Origin of the sequence: Aquabacterium sp. J223 (genome assembly GCF_024666615.1) — a bacterium.
In the GTDB taxonomy this organism is placed as follows: domain Bacteria; phylum Pseudomonadota; class Gammaproteobacteria; order Burkholderiales; family Burkholderiaceae_C; genus J223.
In genome coordinates, this window is record NZ_CP088297.1 from 3,981,468 (window position 1) to 3,993,447 (window position 11,980).

At 71.6% G+C, this 11,980-nt stretch carries 10 protein-coding genes and 2 pseudogenes; 7 read left to right on the forward strand and 5 right to left on the reverse strand.

Annotation, left to right across the window (positions count from 1 at the left end; translation table 11 throughout):
* Nucleotides 1–231: 231 nt before the first annotated feature.
* The 4 genes from LRS07_RS18735 to LRS07_RS18750 are packed head-to-tail and all read right to left on the reverse strand — an operon-like array spanning nt 232 to nt 5,422.
* Nucleotides 232–918, reverse strand: coding sequence for an SRPBCC family protein (locus LRS07_RS18735; RefSeq protein WP_260499444.1), 687 nt, complete (start codon nt 916–918; stop codon nt 232–234).
* A 15-nt stretch (nt 919–933) separates the two neighbouring features.
* Entirely contained in the window at nt 934–1,422 is a 489-nt protein-coding gene (locus LRS07_RS18740) for a (2Fe-2S)-binding protein (RefSeq protein ID WP_260499445.1), read from the reverse strand.
* Nucleotides 1,419–3,734 carry a xanthine dehydrogenase family protein molybdopterin-binding subunit gene (locus tag LRS07_RS18745; RefSeq protein ID WP_260499446.1) on the reverse strand — a complete coding sequence of 772 codons (2,316 nt, stop codon included), beginning with the start codon at nt 3,732–3,734 and terminating at the stop codon, nt 1,419–1,421. The genes LRS07_RS18740 and LRS07_RS18745 overlap by 4 nt, the downstream gene beginning before the upstream one ends.
* Nucleotides 3,731–5,422 carry an alpha/beta fold hydrolase gene (locus LRS07_RS18750; protein ID WP_260499447.1) on the reverse strand — a complete coding sequence of 564 codons (1,692 nt, stop codon included), beginning with the start codon at nt 5,420–5,422 and terminating at the stop codon, nt 3,731–3,733. Before LRS07_RS18750 ends, LRS07_RS18745 begins: the two co-directional genes overlap by 4 nt.
* Nucleotides 5,423–5,652: 230 nt before the next feature.
* Here LRS07_RS18750 and LRS07_RS22340 point away from each other — a divergent pair.
* Together LRS07_RS22340 and LRS07_RS18755 are read left to right on the forward strand one after the other, a co-directional pair.
* Nucleotides 5,653–6,282 (forward strand): annotated as a pseudogene (locus LRS07_RS22340) (Bug family tripartite tricarboxylate transporter substrate binding protein); the annotation flags it as partial.
* 25 nt (nt 6,283–6,307) lie between these two features.
* A pseudogene (locus LRS07_RS18755) lies at nt 6,308–6,649 on the forward strand (Bug family tripartite tricarboxylate transporter substrate binding protein); the annotation flags it as partial.
* A 1-nt stretch (nt 6,650) separates the two neighbouring features.
* On the opposite strand, the gene LRS07_RS18760 reads toward LRS07_RS18755, so the two are convergent.
* Nucleotides 6,651–7,541: a LysR substrate-binding domain-containing protein gene (locus LRS07_RS18760; RefSeq protein ID WP_260499448.1), complete on the reverse strand. Its 891-nt coding sequence runs from the start codon at nt 7,539–7,541 to the stop codon at nt 6,651–6,653.
* On the opposite strand from LRS07_RS18760, the gene LRS07_RS18765 reads away from it, so the two are divergent.
* The 5 genes from LRS07_RS18765 (at nt 7,535) to LRS07_RS22345 (ending at nt 11,760) form a co-directional block, all read left to right on the forward strand.
* Nucleotides 7,535–8,329: a transporter substrate-binding domain-containing protein gene (locus LRS07_RS18765; RefSeq protein ID WP_312028325.1), complete on the forward strand. Its 795-nt coding sequence runs from the start codon at nt 7,535–7,537 to the stop codon at nt 8,327–8,329. The two genes, LRS07_RS18760 and LRS07_RS18765, sit on opposite strands and share 7 nt — an antisense overlap.
* A 156-nt stretch (nt 8,330–8,485) precedes the next feature.
* A complete protein-coding gene (locus LRS07_RS18770; RefSeq protein WP_409450563.1) occupies nt 8,486–8,803 on the forward strand; it encodes a RidA family protein in 318 nt (105 codons plus the stop codon).
* 99 nt (nt 8,804–8,902) lie between these two features.
* Nucleotides 8,903–9,634: a GntR family transcriptional regulator gene (locus LRS07_RS18775; RefSeq protein WP_260499449.1), complete on the forward strand. Its 732-nt coding sequence runs from the start codon at nt 8,903–8,905 to the stop codon at nt 9,632–9,634.
* A 39-nt stretch (nt 9,635–9,673) separates the two neighbouring features.
* Entirely contained in the window at nt 9,674–10,636 is a 963-nt protein-coding gene (locus LRS07_RS18780; protein ID WP_260499450.1) for a Bug family tripartite tricarboxylate transporter substrate binding protein, read from the forward strand.
* 125 nt (nt 10,637–10,761) lie between these two features.
* Nucleotides 10,762–11,760, forward strand: coding sequence for a Rieske 2Fe-2S domain-containing protein (locus LRS07_RS22345; RefSeq protein ID WP_409450654.1), 999 nt, complete (start codon nt 10,762–10,764; stop codon nt 11,758–11,760).
* Nucleotides 11,761–11,980 lie beyond the last annotated feature (220 nt).

Below are 11,980 nucleotides of genomic sequence, written 5' to 3' on the forward strand. Positions count from 1 at the left end.
GAACGCGGGCGGGTCCGATGGAGCATCGGACGCGGCCATTGGTGTGTCAATCGACCTGCGCCAATCTTGCGGATCAGCTATTTGGATGGGGCCGCCCCAGCGTGTGCACCCGCGTGTGGCCCATGCAGAAAAGGGCTGCGACCTTGCGGTGCAGCCCCTTCGACATCCCTGCTCGGCCGACGCCCGCGCGTCGCCCGTGTCCGTGAGGTGGTCCCGTCCGCGTTCCCCTTGTCAACCGCGGCCGAACTGGAAGGCCAGCAATGCCGCCAGCACCGCCACCGACGCCGCGGTGGCCGAGACCGCGGCGGCGATGACGGCGACTGCGTTGCCGGAGGCGGCCATGGGCCTTGCCGGTCCCTGCGCCGGCCCGTCGGAGGGCTGGACGGGCACCGGCGCCGGCGCGACGGTGGCCGTCGTCTCCGAGGACGTCGCGTGGGCCGCGCCCGCTGCCGACGCCGCCACGCCGGCGGCTCGCCCCGGCCCTTCGAGCTCGCGCGCGAAGCGCGCGAAGAAGTCATCGGTCATGCGCTTCGTGACGCCGTCGATGAGCCGGCCTCCCACCTGTGCCAGCCGGCCGCCGACCTGGGCCTTCGACACGTAGCGCAGCCGCGTGGACTCGCCGACGTCTTCCAGCGTCACCTGGGCGCTGCCCTTGCCGAACCCCGCGACGCCGCCCGAACCGTCGAACGTCAGCGAATAGCCGGTGCCGGGCCGGATGTCGTGCAGCCGCAGCGTGCCGGCGAAGCGGGCCCGGATGGGACCCACCGTGGCCTGCAACGCGACGCGGTAGCGGTCGGGGCCGTCGGCCTCGAAGGTGTCGCAGCCGGGAAGGCAGCGTTGCAGCACCGCGGGGTCGTTCAGCCCCTGCCAGACGGCAGGGCGCGGCACCGCGAGGAGGGTTTCGCCTTGGATGTCCATGGTCGTGCGTGTCGCTCAGGTCTTCGTCGGCGCCCGCAGGCGCTCGGCGGCCAGCGTCACCGCCCGCACGATCTCCGGGTAGGCGCCGCACCGGCACAGGTTGCCGGCCAGGTGGTGCCGGATCTCGTGTTCCGACGGGTCGGGGTTGTCGCGCAGCAGCTGCCGCGACATCAGGATGAAGCCGGGCGTGCAGAAGCCGCACTGGAACGCGCCGGCATCGATGAACGCCTGCTGCACGGGGTCCAGCTGGCCGTCCTGTTCCAGCGACTCCACCGTGGCCACGTCGCAGCCGTCCACGTGCATGGCGGGGTGGATGCAGCCGGTGACGGCCTGGCCGTCGACGACGACGGTGCAGCAGCCGCACAGGCCCTGCCCGCAGCTTTCGCGCGCCCCGTGCAGGCCGCAGCCGCGCACGACCTCGACCAGGGTGGTGTACGCCTCGACCTGCAGGGCGACGGGCTCGCCGTTGAGTCGGAACTGGATGAGGGTGCTGGTGCTGCTCATGGCGTGATCGTGCCTTCGGGTCGGTCGACGAGCGGTTCGCCGCGCTGTGCCCGCAGCGCGCGGAACACCGCCTCGGGGGTGATCGGCAGCGACATGACGCGCACGCCGACGGCATCGTGGATGGCCTCGGCGATGGCCGAGGCGACGCCGAAGCAGCCGCTCTCGCCGAGGCCCTTCGCGCCGAACGGCCCCGTGTTCTGCTGCGACGCCACCGCCTCGGCGGTGAGGTGCGCCGGCACGTCCAGCATGCCGGGGATCTTGTACTCGGACAGCGAGCCGTTCTGCAGCTGCCCGTCGGCGTCGAACGCCATGTTCTCCAGGAAGGTGGCGCCGAGCTGCATGATGGCCGCGCCCGAGATCTGCGTGGCCACCACCCGGGGGTTGAGCGCGGTCCCGCAGTCCACCACGTTCTCCATGCGGACGATCCGGAACTGGCCGGTCTCGGTGTCGACCTCCACCTCGATGCCGCTGCCGCCGATCATCCAGTTGGGCGTGATGTCGTCCGAGCGGCCGCTGCCGTCCGGCGAGGTGTACGAGGGCACGAAGCTGCCCGTGCCGACGACCGTGCCGGCCTGCATGCCGAAGCGGGCCTTCAACAGCGCGGGCAGCGACGCCATGCCCTCGAACGGCCGCCCCACCTCCTCCGCCAGCGAACGGGCCTGGCGCAGCAGGTCCTCGGCCGCCAGCTTGACCGCGTTGCCCATCGAGAAGGTCGAGCGCGAGCCCAGCGTCGCCATGTCGTAGGGCGTGACGTCGGTGTCCGGGTGCACCACGTGGATCTGCTCGGCCTGCAGCCCGAGCACCTCGGCCGCCACGATGGCCATCACGGTGTCCGAGCCCTGCCCCATGTCGACCGTGCTCACCAGCAGCGTGCAGCTGCCGTCGCCACCGGCGGTGATCGTCGCCACCGACGCCGTCGGCGCGACCATGGCCTTGAAGCCCAGGCCGATGCCGCGGCCCCGGCGCAGCGTGCCGCTCCCGCGGTCGAACGGTTGCTGCCAGCCCAAGCGCTCGGCGACGCGGTCGAGCACCAGGCGCAGCGCCGCGTCCTTCATCACCGTGCCGGTGCCGTGCGGCCGGCCATCGACCAGCAGGTTCATGCGCCGGAACTCCACCGGGTCCAGGCCCAGCTCGCGCGCGATGAGGTCCGCTTGCGACTCGTACCCCCAGACCACCTGCGTGATGCCGAAGCCGCGGAAGGCGCCGGCCGGCGGCAGGTTGGTGTAGACCTGGTACGAGTCGATGTCGACGTTCTCGATGTCGTAGGGCCCTGCGGCGGTGAAGCCCGACTTCTGGGTGACGCGCGGCCCGATGTCGGCGTAGGCGCCGCCGTTCCAGTAGACCTCGCAGCGGCGGGCCGTGATGCGCCCGCCGGCGTCGACCGCGCTGCGCAGGCGGAAGGTCGTCGCGTGCTTGGTGGTGTGGAAGAACTGCTCCTCCATGGTCAGCGCCACGCGCACCGGCCGCCGCGCGATCAGCGCCAACGCGACGGCCAGGGCCTCGAGCTTGATGTACAGCTTCGCGCCGAAGCCGCCGCCCAAGAGCCGGGTCTGGACCTGCACCCGGTTCTCCGGCCAGCCGAGCAGGCGGGCGATCTCCAGCCGCACGAACGACGGGCTCTGCGACGCGGTGTGGACCACGATGCGCGGGCCCTGCAGCTCGGCGATGGAGATCATCGGCTCCAGCGGCACGTGCATGACCTGCTGCGTGCGGAAGGTGTGGTCGAACACCCGGTGGGCGCGGGCGAACGCGCCTTCGACGTCCCCGTGTCGAAGCCGGTAGTCCAGCGCGACGTTGGTGCCCTTGCGGCCGGCCAGGTGCTTCAGGTCCGGGAAGGTGCCGGCGGGACGCAGCACGTCGTGCACCAGGACGTCGCTGCGGGCCGCGGCGTCGACCTCGTCGAAGACCGCCGGCAGCACCTCGTACGCGACCGCGACCAGCCCCACCGCCGCCTCGGCCACGTGCGGGTCGGCGGCCAGCACCACCGCCACCGGCTCGCCGATGTGGCGCACCTTCTCGATCGCCAGGATGGGCTGGTCGTGGAAGGCCGGCCCGAAGTGCGGGTCGGGGATGACCTTCAGGACGTCCTGCGCGGTGACCACCGCGAAGACACCGGGCAGGGCCGCGGCGGCCTGCGTGTCGATGGACAGGATGCGCGCATGCGCGTGCACGCTGCGCACGATCTTCGCGTGCAGCATGCGCGGCAGCACGACGTTGTGGGTGTACCGCGCGGCACCGGTCACCTTGTCGCGCGACTCGATGCGGTCCACGCTGCGGCCCACCTGGCGCGAGGAGACGGACGTGTCGTTCATGCGCGGCTCCCGTGGCGGGCCATGGCGGTCTGGATGACGCGGCGGAACGCGACCTTCAGCAGCTCGGTCTTGTAGGCGGCGGATCCGTGGGCGTCGCCCACCAGCCTCGCCTCGGCGGCGGCGGCGTCGGCCGCGGCGCGGACCACGGTGTCGGCCAGGCCCCCTTGCTGCAGGACCGCCTCCGCACCGCTCAGGCGTGTCGGCAGGTCCGTGGCGGCGGCGGCGACGACGGTGGCGCGCCGCACCGCGTCGCCGTCCATGCGCAGCACGACGGCCAGGCCCAGGGCCGGCCAGTCGTGCGCGGCGCGCGTGGTCATCTTCAGGTAGGCCGCCGGGCCGGCCTGCGGCGGCACGATCACCTCGGTGATCAGCTCGTCACGGCGGATCACGGTCTCGTAGTAGCCGGTGTAGAGGTCCTCGACGTCCACCATGCGCGCCCCTTGCGGCCCGCGCAGCACCACCCGGGCCCCCAGCGCCGACAACACCGGCGGCATGTCGAGGTGCGGGTCCCCGTGGGCCAGGTTGCCGCCGAGCGTGGCGACCGCACGCACCCTCGGGTTGGCGACGCCCCGCAGCGCGTGGGCGATCAGCGGCCAGCGTTCGCGCACCGACGGCTCGCGCTCGATGTCGGCCAGGCGGGCCATGCCGCCGATCGTCAGCTCGCCGTCGCGGTTCACCGCCACCGCCGCGTGCTGCCGGCCGATGCGGTGCAGGCTGACCAGGCGGGTGGGCCGCAGCACGCCGGCCTTCATCATCAGCATCACGCCGGTGCCGCCGCTCACCGGTCGGACACCCGGGTCCTCCGGGTCCAGCCACGACAGCGCCTCCTCCAGCGAGTAGGGCAGCAGGAATTCGAACGGGGTCATCGGCCGGCCTCCTCGCACAGTTCGAGCACGGCCGCCGCGACGACGTCGGGCACCTCCAGCGGCGTGAGGTGGCGCGCCCCGGGGATGACCTGCAGCCGTGCCCCGGCGATGCCCTCCTGCAGCGCCTGCGCCATGGCCACCGGCGCCGCGTAGTCCTCGTCCCCCCACCAGCACCCGGGTGGGCAGCCGCAGGCCGGCCATCAGCGGGCGGCCGTCGAAGGCACCCAGCATGCGGCAGCTGGCGACGTAGGCCTGCGGGTCGTTGGCCACGAAGACGTCGATGCACGCCCGGACCACCTCGGGCTCGCGGGCCCGGAAGCCGTCGCTGAACCAGCGCGTGGTCTGGAAGTCCACGAGCGAGGGCAGGCCCTGGGCCAGCGCCTTGGCCGCGCGGTCTTCCCACTCCCGCGGCGCCGCGGGGCCGTACCAGGCGGTGGTGTCGACCAGGGCCAGCCCGCTGGCGCGGCCGGGGTGCGTGCCGGCGAACCCGAGGGCGACGCAGCCGCCCATCGAGGCCCCACCGACCACCGCCCGCTCGACGCCCAGGTGGTCCATCACGTCGCGAAGGTCGTCCGCCATGCGCTGGACGGTGTAGGGCGGATCGCCGCGCCCCGACTCGCCATGGCCACGGGCGTCGATCGCCAGCAACGCGGCACGGCCGGCCAGGCGCTCGGCCACGGGGTCCCAGAAGCGGCGGTTCATCGCCAGCGAATGCACCAGCGCCACCACGGGCAGGCCACGGCCCAGGTCACGCGCCTCGTAGGCGATGGGAACGCCGTCGCCGGAAGGCACCCGTCCCGTGGCGACACCATGCATGTTCATAGGGCGCGGATTCTTCGGTCGCCCGCCGCGCACCGTCCAACGAGAAATTTGCAGGTGGCCGATGAAGTTTGCTCATGTCCACCGGGGCGCCCAGGGGTGCACCCAACAACGCATGAGCGGGATTGATGTGAGGCAGAGAAATATCTCGTTTGACCCTCGCTGGCGCATCGCACAGCATCGCCGCGCCTGCCCCTTGGCGGGCCGGATCACAGAGCGCGAGGAGCCGACCGATGAGTACCGTTTCGATCCCCCGCCGGCGCATCGCCCTGATCGCCGGCACGGCATGGCTGGCCGCACCGGCCTTCGTGGCGGCCGCCACCGCGGACGACTACCCCAACCGGCCGATCCGGGTGCTGGTGCCCTTCGCGCCGGGCGGGGTGGTGGACGTCACGGCCCGGCTGCTGACGCAGAAGCTCACCGAGCGGCTGGGCTGGACCTTCGTCGTCGACAACCGGCCCGGCGCCGGGGGCACGATCGCGGTGTCGCAGGCGGCCAAGGCCACGCCGGACGGCTACACGCTGCTGACCGCCCACACCGGCGAGTTCGCGGTCAACCCGGCGCTGATGCCCAACATCACCTACGACCTCGACCGCGACTTCGCGCCGATCACCATGATCAGCGACACGCCGATGCTGATCGTCGCCAACGCGAAGGAGCCGTACAACACCCTCCCCGAACTGATTGCGGCGGCCAAGAAGGACCCCGGCAAGCTGTCCTTCTCGTCGCCCGGCAACGGCAGCGTGAACCACCTGGCGGGGGAGTGGTTCTCGCTCGAGTCCGGCGCGAAGCTGACGCACATCCCCTACAAGGGCGGCGCGCCGGCGGTGGCGGCGGTGGCGTCGGGCGAGGTCCAGCTGGGCGTCGTCGCGGTGCCCGCCGTCATCCCCCCACCTGCAGTCCAACCGCGTGAAGGTGCTCGGCCTCACCACCGCCCGGCGCGCCGCGTACAACGGCAGCTGGGTCACCGCCAACGAGGCGGGCGTGCGCAACGTGGACGCCTCGAACTGGGTGGGCCTGTTCGCGCCGAAGGGCGTGCCCGCCGAGGTGCTGGCCAAGCTGCACGCCGAGGTGGCCCGGACGCTGCAGGACCCGGAGGTCCGCAAGCGCTTCGCCGAGGCCGGCGCGGAGGTCGGCGGCATGTCCTCGACGGCGTTCGCCGACCGCATCCGCCGGGACGTGGCGCGCTACAAGGAAGTCGTCACCAAGGGCGGCATCCGCATCGATTGACTCAGCGTGCGGAGGTCTTGGAAAAGTGCGCCAGCAGCCAACGCTTGAACAGCTGCACCTTGGGCAGTGCCGACCGCTCGGGCCGACTGAGCAGCTGGTAGGCGGCCGGGGAGGCGCAGCGCAGCGCGAACGGCGCCACGAGCCGGCCGCGGGCCAGGTCGTCGTGGACCAGCACCGAGCGCCCGATGCCGACGCCCAGCCCGTCCAGGATCGAGTTCAGCGAGAAGGAGACCGTCTCGCAATAGATCTCGCTGGCGAACCGGTCCACGCGCGCACCCGCCTGATCCAGCCACACCGTCCAGTCGTCCGTGATGATCGGCGACACGGTCCGCACGATGGGGTAGTGGCACAGGTCCTGCGGCGTGCGCAGCGGCGGGCCGCCGCTCAGCAGCCCGGGCGTGCAGACGGGAAAGATCTCCTCGTCGACGATGCGTTGCGCGTCGAAGTCGCGCCACTCGTCGGCGCCATGCCAGATGGCGACGTCGAAGTCGCGCTGCTCCAGCCGGTCCGTCGGCGACAGGGGCGTGAGGCGCAGCTCGATGTGCGGGTGCTGGCGCCGGAACTCGTGCAGCGCCGGCGACAGGCACTTGGCGGAGAAGGCGAACAGCGCCGCGATCGTCAGGCGGTTGTCGTGTACCGAGGACACGCTTTCGGTGGCCGCCGCGATCTGGGCCAGGGCCGGCCGGATGCACTCCAGGTAGGTGCGGCCCTCGTCGGTGAGGCGGGTGGCGCTCTGCTTGCGCGTGAAGAGCTGCACCGACAGGATGGTCTCCAGCTCCTTGATGCGGTGGCTCACCGCCGTCTGGGTGAGCTTGAGCTCGCCGGCGGCCCGGGTGAAGCTTTGAAGGCGTGCCGTGGCCTCGAAGGCCAGCAGCGCGCTGAGAGGTGGCAAGGCTCTTCGCATGCGCGGACTGTAGTGCCGGGGCGACGGCCGAACGAATGAGGACCGACATGGACGCCGACCTTGTGCGGCAGATCGCGCCGAAGGGCGTGCTGCGCGCCTCCATCAACCTCAGCAACCGTGTGCTGGCCTCGCCGGGCGAGGCGGGCGGCGACCCCCGCGGGGTGTCCGTCGACCTCGCGCGGGCGCTCGCCGGGCGCCTGGGGCTGGCGCTGCAGCCGATCACCTTCGACGGCGCGGGGCGGTCCGTCGAAGCGGTGGCGGCCGGGGACGCCGACATCGGCTTCTTCGCCCTCGACCCTGCGCGGGCCGCGCAGCTGACGTTCACGGCGCCCTACGTGCTGATCGAGGGCGCGTACCTGGTGCGCCAGCCCGATGCGCTGCTCAGCGCCGACGAGGTGGACCAGGTCGGCCATCGGGTGGTCGTGGTCAAGGGCACCGCCTACGACCTGCACCTGACGCGCACGCTGCGCCACGCGACCCTGGTGCGGACCGCCACGACGTCGGCGGCCCTGGACGAGTTTCTCGACACCGGCGCGCATGTCGTCGCGGGCGTCCGCCAGCAGTTGGAGGCGGACTGCCGGCGGGTCACGGGCCTTCGCCTGCTCGCCGGTTGCTTCATGACCATCCAGCAGGCCATGGCCCTGCCGGCGAGCCGCAGCGACGCCGCGGTCGCGGTGGTGCGGCAGTTCCTCGAGGACATGAAGGCGGACGGGTTCGTCGCCCGCGCCCTGGCCCGCCATGGCATTTCGGGCGCCGTCGTGGCGCCTTTGGCATGACAGCTTCCAGCCGCCGCGGCGGTCCCCGCGTCCGGGGCACCGCGGCCCAAGGCCACCCACAGGAGACCGCATGAACGCGCCGCAACTCATCTTCTCGCCCGCCGGGATGGCGCCCCCAGGGGGCACTACAGCCATGCGGCGGTCGGGGCCGGCCTGGTGTTCGTCTCGGGCCAGTTGCCGATCGCCGAGGACGGCACGGTGCTCAACGAAGCGGCGTTCGAGGTACAGGCCCGACGCGTCTTGGCCAACGTCGCCGCGGCCCTGGCCGGCGCCCAGAGCGGCATCGGCCAGCTGCTGCAGGTCCGGGTCTACCTGGTCGATCTCGGCCAGTGGCCGGCGTTCAACCAGCTCTACGAGGCCTGGGCCGGCCCGGCCCGGCCGGCCCGCGCCGTGGTGCCGGTGCCGGCGCTGCACTACGGCTGCGCGTTGGAGATCGAGGCCGTCGCACTGCGACAAGCCGGCCCGAGCACCTGAAGCGCTGCATGCAGCCGATGGCCTGCGCAACGATGCGTAGGCCCAGGAAAGAGGGTTAACACCATATTCGTTGCGGCAGGCTGCATACAGACTGTCCCAATGGACGCCGCCATCCCGCACGAACAACGGGCCTACATCGAGCTTCGTGATCTGCTCTTGCGCGGGGAGTTGGCGCCCGGAGACCGGCTCAGCGAGGTCCGGTTGGCGGAGCGGCTCGGCATGTCGCGTACCCCGATCCGATGGGCTCTCATGGAGCTGGAGCACACCGGTCTGGTGGACACCGGTCCCACCGGCGGCTTCGTGGCCCGGTCCTTCACGCCGCAGGACGTGGAGGACGCGATGACGCTTCGCGGCAGCCTCGAGGGCCTTGCCGCGCGATTGGCCGCGGAGAGGGGCGTCGAGAGCACGGCACTGCTCAAGATGCGGGGCTTGCTGCGCGATGGCCTCGGGTTGTTGTCTTCCGAACCGCCAGCGCCCGAGCATCAGCGCGCGTACGCGGCGCTGAACGAGGCGTTCCATGCGCTCATCGTGCAGGCCAGTGGCAGCGAAGCGCTGCGCCGGGCGATCGAGAACAACAACCGCCTGCCCTTCGCCGGACCGAGCGCGATGCTGCCTGTCGACGCCAGCGCGCCGGACCAGCTCTTCTGGCTGCGCACGTCTCATTCGCAGCACCAGGCACTCGTCGAAGCAATCGAAGGGCGCGAAGGCACGCGGGCCCAGGCCATCGCCGAGGAGCACGCGCGCATCGGTCGACGCACGTTGAGGCGTGCGCTGAAGAGCCCGGCGCAGCTTCGAGCGCTTTGGCCCGCGCTTGCCCACGGCATGCCTTAGCCGAGGCGCTTCAACTCCCCACCCTCGCAAGGAACCTCCATGTTGACGAGACGGCACCTCCTGGCCGGGGCTGGGGCCACCCTGGCCGGCCCTCACCTGCTCGCACAGCCCCGCTTCCCGAGCGCGCCGATCACGCTGTACTGCCCCTGGCCCGCCGGTGGCGGGGCCGACGCCCAGCTGCGCGGCCTGGCACGCATCGCGGGAGGCCTCCTGGGCCAGCCCGTGCTCGTCGAGAACCGCCCCGGCGCGGCCGGGTCGTTCGGCGCGGCGGCATTGATGAAGGTGCGGGCCGACGGCTACACGCTGTCGCAGTCCCACAACGCCGTCCTGCGACAGCCCTTCATCGCGCCGACGCCGTACGACCCGGTCAAGGACTTCACCTACCTCCTGGGCGTGTCGGACAACCCGTTTGGCATCGTCGTCCGAGCCGACGCGCCATGGCGCACGGTCGAGGACTTCATCGAGCATGCCCGCCGTCAACCAAACACGGTATCGCTGGCCGTCCCTGGTAAGGCATCGCCGGGGCACCTGGTAGGCGACCAGATCGCCGCCCAACGCAAGATCGACTGGACGGTCGTGCCGTTCAAGGGAACAGCCGAAAGCATGCAGCAGTTGCTCGGCGGTCACGTGACGGCCGCCATCGAGAGCACCGGATGGGTGCCGCACGTGGACGCCGGGCGGCTCAGGCTCCTGGCGGTGGTGGGGCGGCGCCGGCTGCGCAAGTACCCCCAGGTGCCCACGCTGATCGAGTCGGGCATCGACGCGTCGGACCACTCCCCCTGGGGCATCGTCGGCCCGGCGGGCATGGAGCCGACCGTGGTGCGAACCCTGCACGATGCGTTCAAGGCGTCGATGGAGTCGCCGGACTTCGTGCAGCTGCTGGCGAGTCTTGCGCAGGAGCCGCTGTACATGAGCGGCGAGGAGTACCGGCGCTACGTCGTGGAGGTGCTGCCTCAGCTCAAAGCCATCGTCGACCGCTACAACCTCAAGGCAACCGCCTAGCCATGCTGACCCCGGACAAGAACCGACTGCTCACCGACGCCATGCCCGGCTCGCCGGCCGGACGGGTGTTCCGAAGCTACTGGCTGCCCATCGCGATGCCGGAACAACTCGCCCGGCGCAATCCGATGCCCGTCCAAGTGCTCGGCGAGCGACTCGCGCTGTTCCGCGACCGCAGCGGCCAGCTCGGGCTCGTGGACGACCGGTGCGCCCACCGGGGCACCTCGCTGTCGGCCGGCGACGAGCACCTCAAGACCAGCGGCCGCGTGGACGACGACGGCGTGCGCTGCCCGTACCACGGCTGGCTGTACGACCGCACCGGCCAGTGCCGTCAACAGCCGGGGGAAGCGCCTGGGCGAGACTTCTCGCAGCGCATCCGCATCAAGGCCTACCCGGTGATGGAGCGACACGGCTTTGTCTGGGCCTACATGGGCCCGGGCGATGCGCCCGAGCTGCCGGACTGGGATGTGCTCGCCCGGCAGGACGGGCTGCGCATCAACGCCCTCGGCACTTGGCCGTGCAACTACTTCCAGGTGCTGGAGAACATGGTCGACCCGGTCCACGTGTCCGTGCTGCACCTCGAGACCGACTTCGACCAGGACCGCTTCCGCGCGATGCCGACGCTGCGGGTCGAAACGACACGCTGGGGCCTGAAGACGGTCGCCGGTCGGCCCGGCTACGAGCGCGAGGTGGAGTTCCTCATGCCGGGCGGGGTCCGGCTGGGCGTGCCGATGAAGCGACCGCTGGCGCTTGCCTTCTGGGTCGTGCCCGTGTCCGACACGCTGACCGCCTCCTTCCACACCTACTTCATGCCCCTGCCGGAGGACATCGACGACGCCGAGCGCGCCCGCTGCCGGGAGCAGCTCGAGGCCTTCGTCTACGAGCTGGACCAGCGGGACCCGCTGACCGCGGCGACGAAGGTGAACGCGCAGGACAAGTTCGCCTGCTACAGCCAGGGCGAGGTGGCGGACCGCTCCCTCGAGAACCTCGGCGGCACGGACGCCGGCGTGGCACTGCTTCGGCGGACCTTCTTCACCGCCATCGACGACGTCCAGTCGGGACGCGATCCGCGCGGTGTGGTGCGTGAGCCCGGGCTCGGCATGGTGCGATTCGAGAACGTCTTCTGACGCCGTGCTACTCCGTGGCGTCCGCATTGGCGGCGCGCAACGGATCGGACACCTCCATCCAATCCAGTTCGTTCTCCAGCGTGTGGAAGGCGTCGTCGCCGATCTCGCCCCGATCGCGCAGCGACAGCAGCGCCTCCGCGCCGCCTGCACGGCGGCGCGGTAGCTGACCTCGTAGTCGGCGGCGAACGCGGCATGGGGCCCGTCGGCGTGCTGCAGCCGG

Excerpts from the sequence above, each read along its gene's own strand:
- LRS07_RS18735 (WP_260499444.1), bottom strand. The coding sequence starts at position 918 with ATGGACATCCAAGGCGAAACCCTCCTCGCGGTGCCGCGCCCTGCCGTC.
- LRS07_RS18750 (WP_260499447.1), bottom strand. The coding sequence starts at position 5,422 with ATGAACATGCATGGTGTCGCCACGGGACGGGTGCCTTCCGGCGACGGC.
- LRS07_RS18780 (WP_260499450.1), top strand. The coding sequence starts at position 9,674 with ATGTTGACGAGACGGCACCTCCTGGCCGGGGCTGGGGCCACCCTGGCC.
- LRS07_RS18745 (WP_260499446.1), bottom strand. The coding sequence starts at position 3,734 with ATGAACGACACGTCCGTCTCCTCGCGCCAGGTGGGCCGCAGCGTGGAC.
- LRS07_RS18740 (WP_260499445.1), bottom strand. The coding sequence starts at position 1,422 with ATGAGCAGCACCAGCACCCTCATCCAGTTCCGACTCAACGGCGAGCCC.
- LRS07_RS18775 (WP_260499449.1), top strand. The coding sequence starts at position 8,903 with ATGGACGCCGCCATCCCGCACGAACAACGGGCCTACATCGAGCTTCGT.
- LRS07_RS22345 (WP_409450654.1), top strand. The coding sequence starts at position 10,762 with ATGCCCGTCCAAGTGCTCGGCGAGCGACTCGCGCTGTTCCGCGACCGC.